Consider the following 21,385-nt stretch of genomic DNA (forward strand, 5'->3'; position numbering starts at 1 on the left):
GATTTGGCCATGGACCGCAAGATCAACGCCGCCGCCTTCAAGGCGCGGTGCCTCGCCCTGATCGACGAGGTTGCCGAGACGGGCGAGCCGATCACCGTCACCAAGCGCGGCAAGGCGAAGGTGCAGATCGTCGCCGTGCGCGAGAAGCCGAAAACGCTTTTCGGGGCTCTGAAGGGATCATTCGAGATCGTCGGCGACATCATCGGTCCGACCTTTGAGGACTACGAGGAACAACTGGATCGCAAGTGGCGCCGCATCAACGGACAATTCGATGACCCTCCTGCTCGATACGCACACCGCGCTTTGGGTCATGGAGGGATCGCAGAGGCTCGGAAGAAAAGCACGCCGCGCGTGCGACGCCGCCCTCGCGGCAAATGATCTGGTTGTCCCCTCAATTGTCTATTTCGAGGTTGGGTTCCTCCTGAAGCGTGGCAAGCTGAAGCCATCGGTTTCGTTGCGCGATTGGCGTGCCGCTGTGCACGCTTTGGGTGTACGCGAGCTGCCTTTAGTAACCGAAATCGCCATTCGAGCCAGCGAAATCGAGAACTTGCCCGGCGATCCAGTCGACCGCATCGTCGTTGCCTCCGCACTGGTTGAGGACGCAGTATTGCTGACGACAGATGGCGGGTTACTCGATTGGCCGGGGCAAGTGCGCCGGCAGGATGCGCAGCGTTAGGGGTGATTACGGATGTTGCCGCTCGAGGGTGTGAAGGTCGTCGAATTCTGCCAGGTCCTGGCCGGGCCCTATTGCGGCATGCTGCTGGCCGACATGGGCGCCGACGTGGTCAAGATCGAGCCGCCGGACGGGGACATGATGCGGCAATGGCCGCCGATCAGCGATGGCTACAGCGAGAATTTCGCCTCGATCAACCGCAACAAGCGCTCGGTCGTGCTCGACCTGAAGAAGCCGGAGCACAAGGCGGCAGCACGCCGGCTGGTGCTCGAGTCAGATGTCGTGCTGGAGAACAACCGGCCCGGTGTGATGGACCGCCTCGGCCTGGGCTACGAGTCCTTCCGGAAAGAGAAGCCTGGCCTGGTCTATTGCTCGATCTCTGCCTTCGGCCAGACGGGACCGCGCTCGGGCGAGGGCGGCTTCGACGTCACGGTGCAGGCGATGAGCGGCATCATGAGCGTCACCGGCGAGGAAGGTGGCGTGCCGGTGAAATGCGGCGTGCCGGTCTCCGACACCGGCACCGGCCTCTATGCCGCCTTCGCGATCGTCTCGCTGCTGCGCCGCGTGGCGGCGGGCGGCGAGGGCGCGCATATCGACGCCTCGATGCTGGGCTGCAGCCTCGGTATGGCGGCGCTGCAGACCAGCGAATATTTCGGCACCGGCCGCGACCCGAGGAAGCTCGGCTCCGCCCATCCGCGCAACGCGCCCTACCAGGCCTTTCGCGCCGCCGATGGTTACTTCGTCATCGCCGCCGGCAACAACAAGCTGTGGCAAAGCGTGACCGAGGTCGTGCATCGGCCCGACCTGCTCGCCGATCCACGCTTCGCGACCACGCAATCGCGCGCCGCCAACCAGGTCGAGCTGAAGGACCTGCTCGAGGTCGAGTTTGCCCGCCACGGCGTCGATCACTGGCTCGTCGCTTTCGAGAAGGCCGGCGTGCCGCAGGGCCGCATCAACAGCTACAGCCAGATCCTCGACGATCCGCAAGTCAGGCATATGGGCTGGGTCGAGCCGATGGAGCTGCCGTCGGGCGTGAAGACCCGGACCTTTGGCGTCCCGGTCAAGATCTCCGGCCTCGATCTCTCCAAGCGCCGCGAGCCGCCCGCGCTCGGCGCAAATAGCAAGGAGTTCCTATGAATCCCGCACGTTTGCGCCGCTTCATCGGCGACATGACCTCGCTGGTCGGAGGCGCCTGGCAGGACAATGACGAGACCGCGACGGTCGAAGTCGGCGCCAGGCTGCTTGGCGAGCTGGTGAAGAACGACGATTGGTTACCCGAGGCGATGGCCGAGTGCCCGCCGCACGGCTATGTGCAGAACCTGCTGTGGTGCGATCCGTTCGAGCGGTTCTCGGTCGTGAGCTTCGTCTGGGCGCCGAGCGCCAAGACGCCGGTGCACGATCACCAGGTTTGGGGCCTCGTCGGCATGCTGCGCGGCTCGGAGACCTCGCAAGCCTTTGCGCGCGACGGGAAGACCGGCGAGCTGACGAAGGGCAACTGCTCGACCTTGGCGCCGGGCGACGTCGAGATCCTGCGGCCGTCGGTCGGCGACATCCATCAGGTGACGAATGCGCTCAGCGACTGCGGCTCGCTCAGCATCCATGTCTACGGCGGCAATATCGGCGCCGTGCGCCGCTACACCTTCGATCCGGCGACCGGCAAGGAGAACCTGTTCGTGTCCGGCTACACCAACAAGGCCGTGCCGAACCTCTGGGACCGCTCGTCCGAGGTCCGCGCGGCCGGCTGAAGCTTGTGCCTGGCGGTTCGGGTCGCTATTGCCTCGGTCATAGGGGGAATCTCCGCATGCTTATTCGACGAGCTCCTTGCGCGCGACGACGGATATCCGCCGGCGCGTCCAGTCTTTCGCAATAGCTGAGGCGGAGCCGTCGCTCGGGCGATCTCCGTCGAAGGGGATCGTCATGTGGTATAAATTCCCATCGATCGAGCATATCGACCCGATCTGATCACATCATCTTCGATTAGCGGTTCGTCACCTCGACGAGCTTTCCTGATGTCGAGCTAGCCGGGGATGCAGTGCTGGCGAGGACGGCGGCGCTGCGGCGCGAGGCAAGGGGCCTGATCTTTGAACGGTCGACCGGCAAGGTGCTGGGGCGGCGCTTTCACAAGGTCTTCAATCTCGGCGAACGAGACGAGACGCGGCCCGACAGGATCGATCTCGGCTGCCCGCATGTCATGCTCGAGAAGCTCGATGGCTCGATGGTTTCACCCATCCGGCCCGGCGGGCGACTCGCCTGGACGACGATGCTGGGAGAGACCGATGTCGCGGCCGGTGCGGCCCGCTTCGTCGCCGACCGGCCGCAACTCATCCGGCTGGCCGACGAGCTGCTCTCGGCCGGCGCCAACCCGATCTTCGAATGGTGCTCGCCGGAAAACCGCGTGGTCGTCGAGCATGGTGAGCCCGTGCTGACGCTGCTTGCCGTTCGCGACCTCCTGCCCGGAACCTATTGGCCGTTTGCCACCGTCCGCGAGGCGGCGGCGCGAGCGGGCCTGCCGGTCGTGACCGCCTGGGAGGGACTCGATCCGGATAGCAAACGTTGCCGCAACAACTTGATTCCCTGACCGGGCGGGAAGGAATCGTGCTGCGCTTCGACGATGGCCACATGCTCAAGCTGAAGACGCCGTGGTACGTGCGCATCCACGGCGTTCTCGATCGCCTGTCGCGTGAACCCGATGCGGTCGAAATCCTGCTGAACGGCAACATGGACGACGTGCTGCCGTTCCTGCCGGCTACCGATGCGCAAGCGCTCCGTCGGTTCGCCGCCGAGCTCGATGCGGGCTTGGCGAGCAACGCGGAGCGCCTGAAGCAGAAGCTCGCCGAGCTGCAGGCGCGCTACCCCGGCCGCAAGGAAATCGCCCTTGCTCTCGGCAAGGACCCCGATACTCCCTTCATCTTTCGCATGCTGGGCGGCGCCGATGCGCTGGCGCTGGTCCGCGACCATGTCCTGCGCGAATACCAGTCGGCTCCGCGGCTCGAAGCAGCCCGTCGGCTGTTCGGCGCGCGCTGGACGCGGCCGTCTTTTTCCGACGGCTAGTCCACTTCTTATCTATTCTGCTCGGCGCGGGTCGCTGCCGTCCGCGGCAGCTTTCTCGCGCATGTGAATGCGCTGCCGCCCGCCGTCACTAACGCTTCGCGTTAGTGCTTGTGCGGATGAGGATGGGTCGGATCGACCCAGTACACTTCCTCGACCTTCTCGGCCGGTGTGATGTCGATGTTGATCGCCACCGCCTCGTTGTCGGAGCGGACCAGCACGCATTCCAGCGGCTCGGTCTCCGAGGCGTTGATCTCCTGGTGCGGCACGTAGGGCGGCACGTAGATGAAATCGCCCGGTCCGGCCTCGGCGATGAACTGGAGCTGGTCGCCCCAGCGCATGCGCGCCTTGCCCTTCACGACGTAGATCACGCTCTCGAGATGGCCATGATGGTGTGCGCCGGTCTTGGCGTGGGCATGGATGGTCACCGTGCCCGCCCATAGCTTCTGCGCGCCGACCCTGGCGAAGTTGATCGCTGCGGCGCGGTTCATGCCCGGGGTCTGGGCGGTGTTGGTGTCGAGGGAGCCCGCGGGGATGACCCGCACGCCGTCATGTTTCCAGTCGGTCATGAAGTTTGATCTAGGCCGGCCGTCTCGCCTCGGCAAGCGAGGATCGTTACTATGCTCGCATGAACAAAATTGACGAAACCAAGCCCTTCAAGCCGGTGAACATCGCCGTGCTGACGGTTTCCGATACGCGGACGCTCGAAACCGACAAGTCGGGCGATACCCTGGTCGAGCGAATCGCGCGCGACGGCCATGTGCTGGTCGACCGCGCCATCGTCACCGACGACATCGACAAGATCCGCGCCCAGGTGAGGAAGTGGATCGACGATCCGAACGTCGAGGTCGTGATCAGCACCGGCGGAACCGGCGTCACCGGCCGCGACGTCACGCCCGAGGCGATGGAAGGCCTGTTCGAGAAGAAGATCGAGGGCTTCGGCGAGACCTTCCGCTGGATCAGCTTCCAGAAGATCGGCACCTCGACCATGCAGAGCCGCGCCACCGCCGGCGTCGCCAACGCGACCTATATTTTCGCGCTGCCGGGCTCCACGGGCGCCTGCAAGGACGGCTGGGACGACATCCTCCGCCAGCAACTCGACATCCGCTTCCGCCCCTGCAACTTCGCCGAGCTGATGCCGCGCCTGAACGAAGGGAAGATGCCTCGGAGTGGTTGAGGCGCTGTTCGCCGCCATACGAGATGGCGTGAAGCTGCCTGCGACCGGTACGGCGCACGGCCATGTGCGACTGGCCGACGGCCGGCTGGCGCGGATCGCCTATGCCTACGACGGCGACCCGACGGCGGCGGCGCGTCTGCATGTGCAGGCCGAAGGCTTTCGCCACCTCCAGCCGGCGGGCCGCGCGCCGCGCCTGCACGAGGTGATCGAGCCGCGGCCGGGATTGCCTGGCGGCGCGCTGATCGTCGACTACATCGATGGCCATGCGCCCCGCTTGCCGGATGAGCTGGGCGCGCTGGCTGAAACGCTGGCGGCCATTCACTCTCTGCCGCTGCCCGCCGACGGCTCGCCGATTCCGCGCCAGAAGAATCCATTCCTCGAAACGCTCGACGGTATCGAGTCCAACGCCAGGCGCTTTCTCGACAAGGCGGTGACCAATCCCGCATCGCGCGCAGAGATCGCCGCGGAACTCGATCTCATGCGCGCCCTGGCGAGCGACATCGGCCAGCGCGCCCAGCCGCTCACCATGGCGCTGGCCGACACCCACCCGGGCAACTTCATCGTCGATCGCGCCGGCATTGCGTGGTTCGTCGACCTCGAGAAAGTGCATGTCGGCTCGGCGGCGATCGATCTTGCGCACGCGACGTTGCCGACATCGACTTTGTGGGCGTCAGCGGAGGGCAGGCCCCTGTCGCCCGACGAGGTGCGCGGCTTCCATGCGACCTATCTCGACCGCATATGCGAGACGGCGGCCGAGAGGCTGAAGCCATGGCTGGTGCCGATGCGGCGGCTGACCTGGCTGCGAACCACGCTCTTCATGGCGCGCTGGCGGGTGCAGACGCGCGCTCCGCGCGATCCTTCCGATCCGTCGCAATGGAGCGACGCTGGCCTCGAGCCGTCGATGCGGGCGCTCTATGACCGGCGCATCGATCAATGCTTCGAACGCGACACCATCCGCGCCGCGCGTGCGGAATGGCTATAGCGGCTTCACCATGCGGCGGGTTTCGGTCTTGAAGCCACCGCGGCGATAGAAATCCACGGCGCGGCGATTGTCGGCGAAGACATCGAGGCTGAGCAGCCGATACCCGTGCCCGCGGGCCCAGTCCTCGGCCGCCGTCATGAGGCGGGTCGCTACGCCCGAGCCTTCGGCTTCCTTCGTCGTGGCGAGCAGCGAGATGTAGCCGCACGGCTCGTCGGTGACGCCATCCTTGCCGGGCCGCAGGCGGATGTAGCCCAGCCGACGCCCATCCTCGGCGCAGGCGATCAAGGTCGATGCGCCGTCCACCGGCGCGAACGAAGCAGACATGTGGCGGTCCTGGAAACCCTCCATCGCGGCGAGGTCGTGCCAGGCGGGTCGGGGCACGCTGGAAAGGCGCGACGATAGGCTGTCGATGAAAGCGCAGTCGTCGGCCGTGGCCGGACGCAAGGTGACGGTGGTCATTGCCACTCTATACCACTAGGGGCAGTGGCTTGACTCGTTCCCTATTCGTTCCCATTGTCGGTCGGCCATGAAAAAACCCGGCGAGCCGCTCTACCCCGACGACGCAATCCCCGAGCCAGAGCACAAGGGCCGCGGCGCCCTGTCGAATGCATCGAGCCGCTACGACGACGAGAAGAAGATCCGCACGACCGACGGCTGGGACATCGAGGACGAGCTGCCGCCCTTGCGCACGACGCTGACGCGCGACGCCACGCGCACGATCCTGGCGCGCAACACCTCGCCCGACGTGCCGTTCGATCGCTCGATCAATCCCTATCGCGGCTGCGAGCATGGCTGCATCTATTGTTTCGCGCGGCCGACGCACGCTTACCTCGGTCTGTCGCCCGGGCTCGATTTCGAAACCAGGATCCTGTTCAAGCCGGACGCGGCAAAGCTGCTGGCCGCGGAACTTGCCGCGCCGAAGTATCGGCCCGACGTTGTTGCTATGGGCACCAACACCGATCCTTACCAGCCGGTCGAGCGCGAGCTCAAGGTGACGCGCTCGATCCTGAAGGTGCTGAGCGAGTTCAACAATCCGGTCGGCATCGTCACCAAGAACCACCTGGTGACGCGCGACATCGACATCCTGGCCGACATGGCCGGGCGCAACCTCTCCGAGGTGTTCCTGTCGATCACCACGCTCGACAAGGAGCTCGCGCGCGATATGGAACCACGGGCCTCGACGCCGCGCCGCCGGCTCGACGCGATCAAGGCGCTGGCCGACGCAGGCGTGCCGGTGGGCGTGATGACGGCGCCGATGATCCCGGGCCTCAACGATCACGAGATGGAAGCGATCCTCGAGGCGGCGACGGAGGCCGGCGCCACGCGCGCGGGCTTCACGGTCCTGCGTCTGCCGCTCGAGATCAAGGATCTGTTCGATGAGTGGCTGCGTGCCAATCGTCCCGATCGCGCTGAGAGAGTCCTGTCGCTGATCCGCCAGATGCGCGGTGGCGCGCTCTACCAGGCCGAGTTCGGGCTGCGCATGAAGGGCGAGGGGCCGATCGCGCAGCTGCTCAGCGCGCGCTTCCAGGCCGGCGTGAAGCGGCTCGGCCTGAACAAGATCCGCTATCGTCTCGACACTCTGCGTTTCGCGGTGCCCGAGTCCGCACGCACGGCGTTGGTCGATGCGAAGCGCGATGCGCGACAGATGAAACTTCTGTGACCGGAGTATGCCATGACCGACGAGATCGTCTTCTATACCAACCCGCAATCTCGCGGCGCGATGACCCACTGGATGCTGGAGGAGGTCGGCTGTCCCTACCGCACCGAGGTCAAGGCGTTCGGGCCGGACATGAAGACGCCCGACTACCTCGCCATCAATCCCATGGGCAAGGTGCCGGCGATCGTGCACGGCGGGCGCGTCGTCACCGAGACCGGCGCCATCCTGTGCTACCTGGCCGATGTTTTCCCGCAGGCGGGCCTTGCGCCGCCGGCGACGGAGCGCGACGCCTATTATCGCTGGCTGTTCTTCGTCGCCGGCTGTTGCGAGCCGGCGATGTCGAACAAGGCGACCGGCTGGAATCCCGAGACACCGGAGCTGAAGGTCCGCTTCGGCTATGGCACCTATGAGCAGACAATCGACACCGTCGCCAAGGCGGTCGACGGCAAGCGCTTTATCGCCGCCGACCGTTTCACCGCGGCCGACCTTTACATGGCGTCGTTCCTGCACTGGGGGATGATGTTCGGCGTGGTCGAGAAGCGGCCGGTCTTCGAGGCCTACGTGAAGCCCCATGTCGAACGCCCGGCCGCCAGGCGCGCAGAGGAGAAGGCGGCGAAGCTGGTCGCGCAGGCAGGTTAGCTGATCGAACCGCCCGTTCCGCCGCGGCTCGCGCCCCGGCTTCAAATTGTTGAGAAGGAAGTTTGAACACGCTACGGTAGCATATCTCGCAGCGAGAGCCGATCCGCTCCGTCGCCAGGCATTCGCGGATGAAGGGGCCCAGATGTCCGTTGAAATCCGAACGTCGGTCATAGCCGCAAGCGCGGCGATATTTGCGGGTGTTCTGACTGTCGCGAGCGGCATCTGGGTGAATTGGGATACGCAAAAGCAGGCGAACAGGCGCCCCTTCCTGGAGAAGCAGCTGGCCTTGTGCTTCGAAGTGTCCGACGCAAGCGCGCGCCTTGCCACGGAGACCGATCCGGTCAAATGGCGAGAAGCTCAGGCCGTGTTCTGGCGTCTTTATTGGGGCCCGCTCGGCATCGTCGAGGATCAGGCTGTCAAGAACGCGATGATGGCGCTGGGTGGGGTTGTCCCCAGGCCAGGTGCTATAGCGCCGACCCTTCCCATGTCTCAGCTCGAGAGTCTTTCGCTTCAATTGGCACATGCTGCGCGCGATCTGGTGCTCAATAGCTGGAATGTCGAGCTGCCGGCTTTGCGGTAGCTCTAAGCGAACTGCACTTTGGGCCACAGTGCGCGCCAGCCCTTGCTTGCGATGCGCGCCTCGTATTCGTGGAGCCTCGTGCGGCCGTAGGCGGTCGGACAGCACCGCAGGCCGAGCAAGTCGTCGATGCCGAGCGGGGCTATGACGGTCAATGAATCGTCTGGCTCCAACCGCACGCCGACGGCGGTCACCGTCTCCAGCCAGTAGGTCATCGAATCCGCCGTGCTCTTGTGCTGCGGCAGTTCCTTCCAGATATGCATCCGCGCCTGGTTGCGGATCTGCCAGGGCGCGGGCTCGAGCGCCGACAGGCAGGCCTCGAGGGCCTGCTCGGTCTCCTTCGACAGGTCCGCGGCGTCGTAATAGAGCATGTCGATATCCGCCGGCGCGCGCGGCGGCGAAATGCCGTGCAGATGATCCCACACCCGGTTGCGCACGAAGCCTGCGGCGATGCACCAGTCGGGCAGGGCGAGCGTGCGCGCTGCACGAAGCTGTTTCATGCCCACAGGGTCCTGCGCGATGATGCTGGCGATGAGCGACATCCGCTCAGTCTACTTGGTGCGTCGGGGGATATGCCGAGCTTCCGCTACGAAATGCGCTGCGAGATCGAGAGAGGCTCGATCCGCATCGCCGGAATCGACGAGGTCGGTCGCGGGCCGCTCGCCGGGCCTGTAATGGCCGCGGTGGCGGTGATCGACCGCACTTTGGCCAAGCGCAAGCTGCTGCGGCTGATCGGCGATTCCAAGAAGCTGGCACTCGAGGATCGCGAGAAGGCCTACGACGCCATGATCGGCTCGGGCGCGGTGCGCTTTGCGGTCGGCGAGGCGAGCGTGGCGGAGATCGACACGATCAACATCCTGCAGGCGACGTTCCTGGCCATGCGCCGTGCCCTGCAGGCGATGGCCGAGCAGCCCGACATCGTGCTGATCGACGGCAACCAGGTGCCGCCCGAGCTCGGTTGCCGGGCCGAGTCCATCATCGGCGGCGATGCGACATCCTATTCGATCGCCGCGGCCTCTATCTTCGCCAAGGTCACGCGCGATCGGTACATGCTTCGGCTGGCCGAGGCCTTTCCCGGCTACGGCTGGCACACCAACCGCGGCTATGGCAGCCGCGAGCATCTTGCCGCCTTGCGGCGACTGGGTCCGACGCCCCATCATCGTACGAGCTTCGCGCCCGTGCGCGACCCGCGCGGCGAACCCGTCGAAGCGGATTGAAGAAAGGCGTCGAACCATGTCTGACAGCAAGAAGCACGAAGCGCTGATCGCGGAGCTGCGCGCCGCCATCGAGGCCAGTCCCGGCGGCGAGCGGCGCGAGCGCCTGCTGGCGCGGCTGCACCAGCTCGAGAACGCCGAGACCACCGGTTCGTTCACCGATCACATCAAGGCGCTGATCCTGGAGGCCGAGGAAGAGGCCTTTGAGCTCGCCCCCTTCATGTCGCGGCTGTCGGGCCTGCTGCCGTAAGCGCGAGCCCTCGAATAACTCGAGGGGACCGGCGATCGGGCGGGGGGCGGCCCCGGTGGCGAGGCGCTAGTCTCGCGGGCAGGAGGACCTCGCCGTGCTGACGCTCTACTACGCCCCTCATACGATCTCGCTCGCCACGCACATCCTGCTGGAGGAGGTCGGCGCCGACTATGAGACGGTGCGCATCGATTTCGGGAAGACCGAGCAGCGCTCGCCGGAATACCTGAAGGTCAACCCGAAGGGGCGAATGCCCGCGCTGGTCACCGACCAGGGCATTCTCACCGAGACGCCGGCAATGCTGGTCTTCGTGGCGCAGAGCTTCCCAAAGGCGAACCTCGCGTTGATCGACGATCCCTTTGCCTTCGCCCAGGTCCAGGCCTTCAACGCCTATCTCTGTTCGCACCTGCACGTCGCGCACGCCCATCGCATGCGCGGCTATCGCTGGGTCGACGCCGCCGACACGCATTCGATCGCCGCCATGCAGCGCAAGGTGCCCGAAGCGGTCGGTGGCGCCTTCGAGATGATCGAGAGCGAGATGCTGAAAGGCCCGTGGGTGATGGGCGAGCGCTACACGATCTGCGATCCCTATCTTTTCACGCTGGCACAATGGCTCGAAGCCGACGGCGTCGACCCGAAAAAGATCCCGAAGGTCGTCGACCACCGTCGGCGCATGTCGGAGCGGGGCACCGTGAAGGAGGCGATCGGCGAGGAGCTTGCCTAGATCGATCGCCCCCACCGGCCGGCCGTGAGGGACGCTGATCCACAACTGACGACATTTTGTAGATAGATTCTGTAAACGATTGAATTGGCTGTATTTTCCTTGACCCGGAATCGATGGATGACTCATCCTCCACCGATGCCTATGGATAAAGACGTCATCCTTGTCGGCGACTGCGTCGAGCTGATGAACGGCCTGCCGGCCGGGTCGGTCGACATGGTCTTCGCCGACCCGCCCTACAATCTCCAGCTCGGCGGTGACCTGCTGCGGCCGGATAACAGCAAGGTCGATGCGGTCGACGACGACTGGGACAAGTTCGCCGATTTCGCCCGCTACGATTCCTTCACCCATGCCTGGCTGAAGGCCGCGCGCCGCGTGCTCAGGCCGGAGGGTACGCTGTGGGTGATCGGCAGCTACCACAACGTCTTCCGCATCGGCACGGCCCTGCAGGACGAAGGTTATTGGCTGCTGAACGACATCATATGGCGCAAGACCAACCCGATGCCGAACTTCAAGGGCAAGCGCTTCACCAACGCGCACGAGACGCTGATCTGGGCGGCGCGGGACCGCCAGGCCAAGCGCTACACCTTCAACTACGAGGCGATGAAGGAACTGAACGAGGGGCTGCAGATGCGCTCCGACTGGCTCTTTCCCCTATGCACCGGCGGCGAGCGGCTGAAGGGCGAGGACGGCAAGAAAGCCCATCCGACTCAGAAGCCCGAGGCGCTTTTATTCCGCTGCCTGATGGCCGCATCCAATCCGGGCGACACGATCCTCGATCCGTTCTTCGGCACCGGCACGACCGGCGCGGTGGCCAAGCGGCATCGCCGGCACTTCATCGGGCTGGAGCGCGATCCGACCTATGCCGCGATCGCCCGCAAACGGATTGCGGACATCGAGCCGCTGCTGCTCGAGGACGTGGCACCCAAGCCCAGCAAGCGCTCGGAGCCGCGTATCCCGTTCGGCGTGCTGATCGAGGCCGGGCTGCTCAATCCCGGCACCCGGCTGAGCGATCATAGCGGCCGCCTGCACGCGCGCGTCCATGCCGACGGCACCCTGTCCTCGTCGAATGCGCTGGGCGAGCATCGCGGCTCGATCCACCAGGTCGGCGCCGCCGTCCAGGGCGCGCCGGCCTGCAACGGCTGGACGTTCTGGCACTTCGACGCCGAGGGCGGCCGCCGGCCGATCGACCAACTCCGCCAGCAGGTCCGCGCCGGCCTGTAGCGCGGCCGTCCCGCGGCGGCGCTATGCCTGGATGGCGTGCGCGATGACCTTGCGCATGACCGTCGGCAGCGCGCGCTCGGTCATCTTCTCGACGGTCACCCAGTCCGTGCCGGGGGCGAGCCTGGCCAGGCCCGCGGTCGCTGCGATGGCACGGGCGATCGCCAACTCGAGGTGGAAGTGGGTGAAGGTGTGCCGGATGCCGCCGTCGAGCACCTTCCAGTTGGCCGGCACGGGCGCCTCCTTGAGGGCGTCCGCGATCGACAGCTTGCCTTCGCGCCAGGCGCTCGACGGCACTTCGTCCATCCCGCCGAGCAACCCCTTGGCCGGCCGCTTGCGCAGCAGCACCGCGCCGTCCTTGCGCATCAGCACGAAGGCGAGGCCGCGGCGGGTCGGCTTGTCGGCCTTGGGCAGGCGGCGCGGCAGCTGCTCGGCGATGCCCTGGACACGACCGCGGCAGCCCTTGAGCAAGGGGCAAATCACACAGCTCGGATTGCGCGGCGTGCAAACCGTAGCGCCGAGGTCCATCATCGCCTGGGCGTAGTCACCAGGGCGCTGCTGCGGCACCAACTCGACGGCGCGCGCGGCGATCTCGATCTTGGCGTCGGGCAGTGGCGTCTCAATCGCGTAGAGGCGGGCGATCACGCGCTCGACATTGCCGTCGACCGCCGAGGCCGGCTGGTCGAAGGCGATGGCGCGGATTGCCGCCGCCGTGTAGCGGCCGATGCCGGGCAGGGCGAGCAGGCTCGCCTCGTCCTCGGGAAACTCGCCGCCGTAGTGGCCCACGATCGCGTTCGCGCACGCATGCAGGTTACGGGCGCGTGCGTAGTATCCGAGACCAGCCCAGGCCGAGAGCACCTCGTCGAGCGGTGCGGTGGCCAGCGCCTCGACCGTCGGCCAGCGGGTCACGAATCGGTGAAAATAGTCGCCGACGGTCGCCACCGTCGTCTGCTGGAGCATGATCTCCGACAGCCAGACGAGGTAAGGCGGTGTGCGATCGCCGGGCGGCGCACGCCACGGCAGGGTGCGACGATGACGATCGTACCAGGTGAGCAGACGGGCGGCGTGGGACGTGGTCATGAGGAGCACCGTGCCCTACCATAAGGAACGGCATTTGAAAGGGTCCATGCGCGAAAACGGCTTCCGCGCCCTCGGCGGTCTCGCCCAGCGTCTGACGTCGGGTCTCGCCGAGAAGCGCACCAAGGGACGCGGCGCCTCGATCGCCCGCCTCCGGGCCGAGTGGAGCGTCGTCGTCGGCGTCGAGATCGCGCGCCTGACGCAGCCCGAGGCGCTGCTGCCTGGCCGTGGCGGCCGCTCCGGCAAGGCGCTCCGGCTGAAGGTCGCCGGCGCGGCGGCGCTCGAGATCCAGCATCGCGGCGCGCAGATCGTCGAGCGAGTGAACGCCTATTTCGGCCACGGCTTCATCGACGACATCCGCATCGTGCAGGGCGGTCTGTCGCTGCGGCCGGTGCCGCCGCCCCCGACGGAACCCGATCCCCGGGCGATGCAACGGATCGCCGGCAGCGCCGCCGACGTGAAGGACCCCGAGCTGCGCGCGGCGCTGGTGCGGTTGGGCGCACGCATCGCGACCAGCCGGCGCGGTTTGATGCTGGGAGCGCTGGGGACGTTGATGCTGCCGCGCGAGCCCCGCGCGCAGGACGTCGACAAGCTGCTCGGCGTGCTGGAGACCGATCATGTACTGGGCAAGGCCGATGCGCCCAACATCATCATCGACTACTTCTCATTGACCTGCCCGCATTGCGCCAACTTCCATGCCGCGGTGCTGCCGGCGATCAAAAGCGAGTGGATCGACACCGGCCGGCTGCGCTTCATCTATCGCCACTACCCGTCCGACGCGGTCGCCACGCGCGGCAGCCTGCTGGCCGAGTGCGGGGCGGAGAAGTTCTTCGAGACGATCGACGCGCTCTTCAAGTCGCAGGTCGACTGGCTGACGGCGCCCGCTCCGGAAGAGGAGATGGTGAAGATCATGGAGCGGGCAGGCTTGCCGGCCCAAGCGTGCCTGACCGACGACCGCCTTTTCGACAAGGTCATCGGCGACGTCCAGTCGGGTCAAACCCTAGGAGTCAAGTTCACGCCGACCCTGTTCATCAATGAACAGAGCTACGGCAACCCTGAAGGTGGAGCCAAGGGCATCGATTCTATTTTGCGCCAGGTGGGGCGGTAGTCGTTGACTCCCCACAGGCTGAATTCCCAAGATATGGTGGAGAGGAAGGCGTTATGCGGAATATCTTGATCGTCGCCGGCGGCGCCGTTGCCGTGGCCGCGATTGCTGCCGGGGTGTTTTTCGGAACCCGCCCATCTTCCACGGGGCTGGCGCCGGTGGCGGTTGCCCAGACGACCGACAAGTCGGCGCTGCTCGGCATCCAACCCGGCGATCACGTGTTGGGCGATCCCAAGGCGCCGATCACCCTGATCGAATATGCCTCCTTTACCTGCCCGCACTGTGCGCATTTCGCCGTGACGGTCCTGCCCGAGATCAAGAAGAAGTGGGTTGATACCGGCAAGGTGAAGCTGATCTATCGCGATTTCCCGCTCGACCAGACAGCGGTGAAGGCTGCCCAGCTCGCCGAATGCGCCGGCAACGACAAGTATTTCGGCGTGATCGACGTGATCTTCAGCACACAGGCGAAGTGGGCCACCGCTTCCGACCCGATCGCCGATCTCGCCAAGTCGCTGCGCATCGCCGGCATGGGGGACGCCGAGGTCAAGGCGTGCCTGGCCAACGATGCGGTACAGAACGGCGTCATCGCGGACTATCGCGGCGGCGAGGCGCTGGGGGTCAACTCCACCCCGTCGCTTTTCATCAACGGCGAGCAGTTCAAGGGCGCACGTTCCGTCGAGGAACTGGACGCCGTCTTCAGCAAGCTCGCGAAGTAGCCAGAAAACAGGCGTGGTGTAGATGGTCCAGTTCGACAAGCTTCGGCTCTCCGGCTTCAAGTCCTTTGTCGACCCGACGGAGCTCGCCATCGAATCCGGCATGACCGGCATCGTGGGACCGAACGGCTGCGGCAAGTCGAATTTGGTCGAAGCGCTGAAGTGGGTGATGGGCGAGACGTCGGCCAAGCAGATGCGTGGCTCGGAGATGGAGGACGTGATCTTCGCCGGCGCCGGCACCCGCCCCGCGCGCAACATCGCCGAGGTCATGCTGACCCTCGACAACAAGACGCGCACCGCCCCAGCAATGGTCAACGACGCCGATCAACTCGACGTGACGCGCCGCATCGAGCGCGGCCATGGCTCGGCCTACTCGGTCAACGGCCGCGAGATTCGTGCGCGCGACGTGCAAACATTGTTCGCCGATGCCGCGACCGGCTCGCGTTCGACCGCCCTGGTCAGCCAGGGCCGCATCGGCACGCTCATCAATGCCAAGCCGATCGACCGTCGCGGCGTGATCGACGAGGCGGCCGGCATCACCGGCCTCTACGCCCGCCGCCATGAGGCCGAGCTGCGGTTGCGTGCCGCCGAGCAGAACCTCGCGCGCGTGCAGGACGTGCTGGTTGCCCTCGAGGAGCAGCACAAGGGCCTCAAGCGCCAGGCGCGCCAGGCCAGCCGCTATCGCAACCTGTCGGATCACATCCGCCGCGCCGAAGCGTCCGTGCTGGCGCTGAAGCTCGCCAAGGCCGAAAGCGAGCGGACTGAAGCCGGCGAGCGACTGAAGGAAGCCGAGGCGCAGGTTGCCGACCTGACGCGGCTGGTGGGCCTCGCCACGACGGCGCAGGCCGAAGCCGCGACCGCGGTGCCGCCGCTGCGCAATGAGGAGGCCGCCGCCGCCGCGGGCCTGCAGCGCCTGCGCATCGCGCACGATGCACTAGCCGCCGAAGGCGAGCGGGTCGCGGCTGCCCAGCAGGAAGCGCAGGCCCGCCTGCGGCAGACCGAAGGCGATCTCGGCCGCGAGCGCGGGCGCAAAAGCGATGCCGAGACGGCGATCGCCGATCTCGACGCCCAGCGCACCAGGCTCGAGGAGGAGCGGGTCGGCGAGGACGAGCGCGCCGCCGCGGCCGAGGAAGCGCGCGACGAGGCGAAGGAGGCAACGGTCGTCGCCGAAAGCGAGCACGATCGCCTGAACCGCCAGATCGCCGACGACGAGGCGCTGCGCAACAGCGTCAACCGCGAGATCGCCGAAGTGCAGGAACGCCTGCGCCGGCTGGAGAGCCGCCGCGCCGAAGTCGCCGGGCAGCAGCGTCAGATCGAGAACGAGATGTCGAGCCTGCCGGCGCTGCCGGATGTCGAGGCCCAACTCGAAGCCGCCCGCATGGCCTGGGAAGAAGCCCGCCATCAGGGCGCCGAGTCGATCGAGCAGGCGCGCGAAGCCGAACGGTACGAATCGGATGCCGCGCGTCGGGCCGTCGCCCGCGCCGAAGCCGAGCGCATCGAGATGGAGCAGGCTCGTGCAGCCGAGAGGGCCGCTGCCGAGGCGAGCCACGCCACCGCCAATGAGTTGCTGCAGAAGGTCAACGCGCGGCTGACCAAGCTGCGGGCCGAGGAGGCAGGCGTCGCCGCGGCATTGAAGTCGGCGGCCGGTTCGCTCTGGCCGCCGTTGCTCGACGCGTTGACCGTGGCGCCAGGGTTCGAGAAGGCGCTCGGCGCGGCGTTCGGCGAGGATCTCGAAGCTTCGTCGGATCGCGGCGCGCCGACCCATTGGCTGCCGCTCGGCCTATTGGCCGATGTGCCGGCGCTGCCAGAAGGGGCGACACCGCTCGGTACGCGCGTGAAGGCACTGCCGGAGCTCGAGCGCCGCATCGGTTTCATCGGCATCGTTTCCGACGATGCGACGGGTACCGCGCTGCAGCCGAGCCTCAAGGCCGGCCAGCAGCTTGTCACGGTCGAGGGCGCGGTATGGCGCTGGGATGGTTACACGATGCGGGCCGGCGCTCCGTCGACCGCGGCGGTGCGCCTCAGCCAGCGCAACCGGCTGGCCGATATCCGCCAGCAGATCGACGGCGTCGTGGCCGAGCAGGCCAAGGCACAGGCCAAGGTCGACGACAAGAAGCGCTGGCTGACCGCGGTGCGCGAGGCCGAAAAGCTTTGCGTCGACAATGCGCGGCAGAACGAGCGGCAGGTCGCCGAGGCGTCGCGGCGCAAGGCTCAGGAAGCCGGCGAGGCGACCCGTGCGGCCGAGCGCGGCGCCCAGAGCGCCATCGCCGCAGCCGAACGCGTGGCCACCCAGGCGCGCGACCGGCATGCCGAGGTATCGCGCCGCATCGACCAGCTACATACGCGCCAGGTCGGCACCGAGCAGATGATGGCCGAGATTGTCGGCGACGTGGCCGAGGCCGAGATGCGCCGCACCTTTCGCCAGGCGCGGCTGTCGGCGATTGCCGATACCCAGGCCGACCGCGCGACGGCCGGCATGCTGCGCGCCCGCATCGCCGAGCTGCGGGCCGCGCTGGTCCAGGCCGAAGGCAACTGCAGCCGCCTGGCGCGCGAAGCCGAGATGCGGGTCGAGCGGCTCGGGCGCGTCGCGCAGGATCACGCGGGCTGGAGCAAGCGCCTGACCGATGCGGATGGGCAGATCGTCGAGCTCGAAGCACGGCGCGAGCAGATCGCGGGGACCCTGGCCGAGCTTGAGGCGAGGCCGGCCGAGATCGAAGCCAAGCAACTCGCGCTCGGAGAGGCGATCGAGGAGGCCGAGGCGAAGCGCCAGGAGGCGGCCGACCAGCTCGCCATCGGCGAGACCAGGCTCGCCCAGGCCGACAAGGCGATGCGCACGGTCGAAGCCGAGCTCGCCGGGGCGCGCGAGAGCCGGGTGCGGCGCGAGGGCCTGATGGAGCAGGCGATCAAGGATCGCGAGGCGGTGGTCGATCGCATCCAGGAGCGGCTGCGCGTCGAGATCGACGAGGTTCTGGCGCTGGCCGAGGTGCAGTCGGTCGAAGAGCTGCCCGACCTGGAGAAGGCCGAGCACAAGCTGGAGCGGCTGGTGCATGAGCGCGAGACGATGGGCGCGGTCAACCTGCGCGCCGAGGAAGAGGCCACCGAGCTCGAGCAGCAGATCACCGGCATGACCGCCGAGCGTGACGACCTGATCGCCGCCATCGGCCGCCTGCGCCAGGGCATCCAGAGCCTGAATCGCGAAGGCCGTGAGCGCTTCCTCGCTGCCTTCGAGCAGGTCAGCACGCACTTCCAGCAGCTCTTCACCAAGCTGTTCGGCGGCGGCAAGGCCGAGCTTCGCCTCACCGAGTCGGAAGATCCGCTCGAGGCTGGCCTCGAGATCCATGCCAGCCCGCCGGGCAAGAAGCTGCAGGTAATGTCGCTGCTGTCGGGCGGCGAGCAGGCGCTGACGGCGCTGTCGCTCCTGTTCGCCGTGTTCATGACCAATCCCGCGCCGATCTGCGTGCTCGACGAGGTCGACGCGCCGCTGGACGATCTCAACGTCGAGCGTTTCTGCGGCCTGGTGAACGAGATCGCCGGCCGTACCGACACGCGCTTCCTGATCATCACCCACCATCGCGTCACCATGGCGCGCATGGACCGGCTGTACGGCGTCACCATGGCCGAGCAGGGCGTATCGCAGCTCGTCTCGGTCAACCTGCAGGAGGCCGACCGCATGGTGGCCTGACTCGGACAATCGCTTCGTAGAATAAAAAGACTGAATCTTCCTCTCATCTCGACTGAGCGTCGGCCTTGGAACGCGGGCCGGCGCTCTTCTCTTTGCGGGCTTGCGGTTGTAGTGTCCGGCCATGCCCGACACCCTGGCTCCTTCCGTCTCCGACGTGGTTGAACTGACGCGCGCGCTGGTGCGCTGCGAGAGCGTGACCCCGGCGGAAGGCGGCGCGCTGCAGCTTCTCGAACGCACGCTCGGCACTCTCGGCTTCCGCTGCGAGCGGATGGATTTCACCCAGGCCGGCACCGACGATGTCGCGAACCTTTACGCCCGCATCGGGCGGGAGCCCGGCGAAGGCGGAAAGCACTTCTGTTTCGCCGGCCATTCCGACGTCGTGCCGGTGGGCGATCTCTCGTCCTGGACGATCGGGCCTTTCTCGGCCGAGCTGTCGGCCGGTTACCTGTTCGGGCGCGGCGCCGCCGACATGAAGGGCGCGATAGCGGCCTTCACCGAGGCCTCAGCCCGCTTCCTGGCGAAGCGCGGCCACGACTTCGGCGGCGCGATCAGCCTGCTGGTCACCGGCGACGAGGAAGGCCCCGCGGTCAACGGCACGGTGAAGATGCTGAAGAAGCTCGCCGAGCGCGGCGAGACGATCGACGCCTGCATCGTCGGCGAGCCGACCAGCTCGAAGCGCCTCGGCGACATGATGAAGATCGGCCGGCGCGGCAGCATGACCGTCGACCTCATTGTGCACGGCATCCAGGGCCATGTCGCCTATCCCGAGCGGCTGGATAATGCGATCCATCGCCTGTCCGCGATCATCGAGGCGCTGGTGCGCGAGCCGATCGACAAGGGCAGCACCCATTTCCAGCCGACCTCGTTGCAGTTCACCACGGTCGATGTCGGCAACAAGGCGACCAACATCGCGCCGGGCACCGCCAAGGCGCGCTTCAACACGCGCTTCAACGATCTCTGGACCTCGAAAACGCTGCTGGCTCATCTGCAGGAGCGTATCGAGCGCGCCCTGGCGGCTCTCGGCGGCAACGGCACGGTCGAGTACAAGGTCGAGGTCTCGGGCGAGTCCTTCTACACGCCGCCCGGCCCGCTCTCGGAGCTGGTGGCCGGCGCGGTGCGCGACGTGGCGGGCGTGGAGTGCGAGCTGTCGACCACCGGCGGGACCTCCGATGCGCGTTTCATCCGTTCCTATTGTCCGGTGCTGGAGTTTGGCCTGGTCGGCGAGACCATGCACAAGGTCGACGAGAAGAGTGCCGTCGCCGACCTCAAGGCCCTGGCGCGCGTCTACGAAACGGTGCTCGACCGTTATTTCGCCGCCTGATCACCGATGTTGAGCGGCGCTGAAATCGCCCGTGGCAGCCGGGGCGCGGTCAAGTTCCTGCTGCGTGATCCCACGGCGCTGGCGCATTTCGACAACACGCTCGAAAGCTGCCTGCGCTCGTTCCAGGTCATGCTCGTGGTGGCGCCGTTCTACGCGCTCTACCTCTTCCTCCACTATGCGTCGCTCATCACCACCGCCGAGGATTGGGAGATCGCCTTCGTGGAGGCGTTGCGCTTCGTGGTCGACTGGCTGCTGTTTCCGGTGATCTTCTACGAGATCGCACGACGGCGCGGCTGGCTCGAACGCTATCCGCGCTACATCGCGTCCCTCAACTGGATCAACCTGCCGGCGGTGGTCCTGCTGCTGCTGGGCGAGCTGGTGGCCAGCGTGGCCCCGACGGGCGTAACGGCGCTGCTGCAGGTCGTCCTGCAGATTCTCTTCTTCTACTGGTTCATGACAACGACGCGGATGGCGCTCGGCGCACCCTGGACGCTCGCGGCCGTGCTGATGGTCGTGAACTGGGTGCCGTCCTACTTCCTGTCAATTCTCGTCAATCGACTCCTCGGGGTCGCCCTCGGCGTCTGAGCGTCCGTCGTAGCGCACCTCCATCAGGCAGAGCCCGGCCGGCGGTGCGGTCGGCCCGGCCCGCGTGCGATCGCGCGCGGCCAACGCCGCCCCGACATCGTCCTTGCTCCATTGGCCGCGGCCCACCATCTGGAGAGTGCCGGCCAGGATACGCACCTGGTTGTGCAGGAACGATCGCGCGCCGACATCGAGATGGATCTCTTCGCCGCAGTGCGTCACCGACAGCTCTTCGAGCGTCTTGATCGAAGACTTGGCCTGGCACGACACCGAACGGAAGCTGTTGAAGTCGTGCGTGCCGATCAGCACGGACGCCGCCTCCTGCATCGCCTCGATCTCCAGCGGTACCGGCACGTGCCACACATGGCCGCGCTCCATCGCCGCCGGCGAGCGCCGGTTCAGGATGCGGTAATGATAGCGTCGGTATGTCGCCGAAAAGCGCGCGTGGAATCCCTTCGGCGCCAGTTCCGCCGCGATCACGACGATCGGGTTCGGCTTGAGGTGGAAGGTGAGCGCGCCACGCACCTCCTCGGCGCGCTTCTCCGCGGCCATGTCGAAATGCGCGACCTGGCCCCGCGCATGGACGCCGGAGTCGGTCCGGCCTGCGCCCTGCACATGGACGCGTTCGCCGCTGAGGGCGAACACGGCGTCCTCGAGGGCCGCCTGGATCGACGGGCCGGTATCCTGGCGCTGCCAGCCGACGAAAGGCCCGCCGTCGTACTCGACGGTGATCCTGTAGCGCGGCACGG

The 21,385-nt window shown here is 66.7% G+C and carries 25 protein-coding genes; 20 read left to right on the forward strand and 5 right to left on the reverse strand.

The features are described 5' to 3' along the window. Window positions 1-9: 9 nt before the first annotated feature. The 6 genes from ACQY8M_RS10945 to ACQY8M_RS10970 all read left to right on the forward strand — a co-directional run bounded on the left by ACQY8M_RS10945 (window position 10) and on the right by ACQY8M_RS10970 (window position 3,724). Window positions 10-378 (forward strand): type II toxin-antitoxin system Phd/YefM family antitoxin, encoded by a 369-nt coding sequence (locus ACQY8M_RS10945; RefSeq protein WP_428671775.1) that lies wholly within the window; start codon window positions 10-12, stop codon window positions 376-378. Continuing rightward, entirely contained in the window at window positions 272-676 is a 405-nt protein-coding gene (locus tag ACQY8M_RS10950; RefSeq protein WP_428671777.1) for a type II toxin-antitoxin system VapC family toxin, read from the forward strand. The genes ACQY8M_RS10945 and ACQY8M_RS10950 overlap by 107 nt, the downstream gene beginning before the upstream one ends. A 12-nt stretch (window positions 677-688) precedes the next feature. After that, complete coding sequence (locus tag ACQY8M_RS10955) at window positions 689-1,810, forward strand: CaiB/BaiF CoA transferase family protein (RefSeq protein ID WP_428671779.1); 1,122 nt, start codon at window positions 689-691, stop codon at window positions 1,808-1,810. Further along, window positions 1,807-2,418, forward strand: a complete 612-nt coding sequence (locus ACQY8M_RS10960; protein WP_428671781.1) for a cysteine dioxygenase — start codon at window positions 1,807-1,809, stop codon at window positions 2,416-2,418. The genes ACQY8M_RS10955 and ACQY8M_RS10960 overlap by 4 nt, the downstream gene beginning before the upstream one ends. Before the next feature lie 287 nt (window positions 2,419-2,705). After that, window positions 2,706-3,251 carry a T4 RnlA family RNA ligase gene (locus ACQY8M_RS10965; RefSeq protein WP_428671783.1) on the forward strand — a complete coding sequence of 182 codons (546 nt, stop codon included), beginning with the start codon at window positions 2,706-2,708 and terminating at the stop codon, window positions 3,249-3,251. A gap of 17 nt (window positions 3,252-3,268) precedes the next feature. Next, window positions 3,269-3,724, forward strand: a complete 456-nt coding sequence (locus tag ACQY8M_RS10970; protein WP_428671785.1) for a hypothetical protein — start codon at window positions 3,269-3,271, stop codon at window positions 3,722-3,724. A gap of 101 nt (window positions 3,725-3,825) precedes the next feature. On the opposite strand, the gene ACQY8M_RS10975 is transcribed toward ACQY8M_RS10970, so the two are convergent. Next, the gene (locus ACQY8M_RS10975) at window positions 3,826-4,290 is read right to left on the reverse strand and encodes a cupin domain-containing protein (RefSeq protein WP_428671787.1); all 465 of its coding nucleotides are present in this window, start codon (window positions 4,288-4,290) and stop codon (window positions 3,826-3,828) included. Between the two features lie 59 nt (window positions 4,291-4,349). Between ACQY8M_RS10975 and moaB the strand changes: the two genes are divergently transcribed. Further along, on the forward strand, window positions 4,350-4,898 hold the full coding sequence (gene moaB / locus ACQY8M_RS10980) for a molybdenum cofactor biosynthesis protein B (RefSeq protein WP_428671789.1): 549 nt from the start codon (window positions 4,350-4,352) through the stop codon (window positions 4,896-4,898). Between the two features lie 28 nt (window positions 4,899-4,926). Next, a complete protein-coding gene (locus tag ACQY8M_RS10985; RefSeq protein WP_428671791.1) occupies window positions 4,927-5,880 on the forward strand; it encodes a phosphotransferase in 954 nt (317 codons plus the stop codon). Here ACQY8M_RS10985 and ACQY8M_RS10990 read toward each other — a convergent pair. Further along, window positions 5,875-6,339: a GNAT family N-acetyltransferase gene (locus ACQY8M_RS10990; RefSeq protein ID WP_428671793.1), complete on the reverse strand. Its 465-nt coding sequence runs from the start codon at window positions 6,337-6,339 to the stop codon at window positions 5,875-5,877. The two genes, ACQY8M_RS10985 and ACQY8M_RS10990, sit on opposite strands and share 6 nt — an antisense overlap. Before the next feature lie 67 nt (window positions 6,340-6,406). On the opposite strand from ACQY8M_RS10990, the gene ACQY8M_RS10995 reads away from it, so the two are divergent. The 3 genes from ACQY8M_RS10995 to ACQY8M_RS11005 all read left to right on the forward strand — a co-directional run bounded on the left by ACQY8M_RS10995 (window position 6,407) and on the right by ACQY8M_RS11005 (window position 8,756). Next, complete coding sequence (locus ACQY8M_RS10995; RefSeq protein ID WP_428671795.1) at window positions 6,407-7,540, forward strand: PA0069 family radical SAM protein; 1,134 nt, start codon at window positions 6,407-6,409, stop codon at window positions 7,538-7,540. 12 nt (window positions 7,541-7,552) lie between these two features. Then, entirely contained in the window at window positions 7,553-8,176 is a 624-nt protein-coding gene (locus ACQY8M_RS11000) for a glutathione S-transferase family protein (RefSeq protein ID WP_428671797.1), read from the forward strand. Window positions 8,177-8,318: 142 nt separating this feature from the next. After that, complete coding sequence (locus ACQY8M_RS11005; protein WP_428671799.1) at window positions 8,319-8,756, forward strand: hypothetical protein; 438 nt, start codon at window positions 8,319-8,321, stop codon at window positions 8,754-8,756. 2 nt (window positions 8,757-8,758) lie between these two features. On the opposite strand, the gene ACQY8M_RS11010 is transcribed toward ACQY8M_RS11005, so the two are convergent. Next, window positions 8,759-9,295, reverse strand: a complete 537-nt coding sequence (locus ACQY8M_RS11010) for a nucleotidyltransferase family protein (protein WP_428671801.1) — start codon at window positions 9,293-9,295, stop codon at window positions 8,759-8,761. A 30-nt stretch (window positions 9,296-9,325) separates the two neighbouring features. Here ACQY8M_RS11010 and ACQY8M_RS11015 point away from each other — a divergent pair, with 30 nt between their 5' ends. The 4 genes from ACQY8M_RS11015 to ACQY8M_RS11030 all read left to right on the forward strand — a co-directional run bounded on the left by ACQY8M_RS11015 (window position 9,326) and on the right by ACQY8M_RS11030 (window position 12,159). Continuing rightward, window positions 9,326-9,970, forward strand: coding sequence for a ribonuclease HII (locus tag ACQY8M_RS11015; RefSeq protein ID WP_428671803.1), 645 nt, complete (start codon window positions 9,326-9,328; stop codon window positions 9,968-9,970). Window positions 9,971-9,986: 16 nt separating this feature from the next. Continuing rightward, complete coding sequence (locus tag ACQY8M_RS11020) at window positions 9,987-10,217, forward strand: hypothetical protein (RefSeq protein WP_428671805.1); 231 nt, start codon at window positions 9,987-9,989, stop codon at window positions 10,215-10,217. Window positions 10,218-10,311: 94 nt separating this feature from the next. Continuing rightward, entirely contained in the window at window positions 10,312-10,938 is a 627-nt protein-coding gene (locus ACQY8M_RS11025) for a glutathione S-transferase family protein (protein ID WP_428671807.1), read from the forward strand. A 135-nt stretch (window positions 10,939-11,073) separates the two neighbouring features. Next, window positions 11,074-12,159 (forward strand): site-specific DNA-methyltransferase, encoded by a 1,086-nt coding sequence (locus ACQY8M_RS11030; RefSeq protein ID WP_428671809.1) that lies wholly within the window; start codon window positions 11,074-11,076, stop codon window positions 12,157-12,159. 21 nt (window positions 12,160-12,180) lie between these two features. Here ACQY8M_RS11030 and mutY read toward each other — a convergent pair whose 3' ends face one another. Beyond that, on the reverse strand, window positions 12,181-13,236 hold the full coding sequence (gene mutY, locus ACQY8M_RS11035) for an A/G-specific adenine glycosylase (protein ID WP_428671811.1): 1,056 nt from the start codon (window positions 13,234-13,236) through the stop codon (window positions 12,181-12,183). Between the two features lie 46 nt (window positions 13,237-13,282). Here mutY and ACQY8M_RS11040 point away from each other — a divergent pair, with 46 nt between their 5' ends. From ACQY8M_RS11040 to ACQY8M_RS11060, 5 genes are all read left to right on the forward strand, one after another. Further along, window positions 13,283-14,341 (forward strand): DciA family protein, encoded by a 1,059-nt coding sequence (locus ACQY8M_RS11040; RefSeq protein WP_428671813.1) that lies wholly within the window; start codon window positions 13,283-13,285, stop codon window positions 14,339-14,341. 53 nt (window positions 14,342-14,394) lie between these two features. Continuing rightward, window positions 14,395-15,054: a DsbA family protein gene (locus ACQY8M_RS11045; RefSeq protein WP_428671815.1), complete on the forward strand. Its 660-nt coding sequence runs from the start codon at window positions 14,395-14,397 to the stop codon at window positions 15,052-15,054. A gap of 22 nt (window positions 15,055-15,076) precedes the next feature. Further along, entirely contained in the window at window positions 15,077-18,733 is a 3,657-nt protein-coding gene (locus ACQY8M_RS11050) for an AAA family ATPase (protein ID WP_428671817.1), read from the forward strand. A 121-nt stretch (window positions 18,734-18,854) separates the two neighbouring features. Then, complete coding sequence (gene dapE / locus ACQY8M_RS11055; RefSeq protein WP_428671819.1) at window positions 18,855-20,054, forward strand: succinyl-diaminopimelate desuccinylase; 1,200 nt, start codon at window positions 18,855-18,857, stop codon at window positions 20,052-20,054. A 6-nt stretch (window positions 20,055-20,060) separates the two neighbouring features. Further along, window positions 20,061-20,639: a hypothetical protein gene (locus ACQY8M_RS11060; RefSeq protein WP_428671821.1), complete on the forward strand. Its 579-nt coding sequence runs from the start codon at window positions 20,061-20,063 to the stop codon at window positions 20,637-20,639. On the opposite strand, the gene truA is transcribed toward ACQY8M_RS11060, so the two are convergent. Continuing rightward, a complete protein-coding gene (gene truA, locus ACQY8M_RS11065; RefSeq protein WP_428671823.1) occupies window positions 20,595-21,383 on the reverse strand; it encodes a tRNA pseudouridine(38-40) synthase TruA in 789 nt (262 codons plus the stop codon). The genes ACQY8M_RS11060 and truA overlap by 45 nt on opposite strands. Between the last annotated feature and the right edge of the window lie 2 nt (window positions 21,384-21,385).

Origin of the sequence: Reyranella sp. (assembly GCF_965279465.1) — a bacterium.
In the GTDB taxonomy this organism is placed as follows: domain Bacteria; phylum Pseudomonadota; class Alphaproteobacteria; order Reyranellales; family Reyranellaceae; genus Reyranella.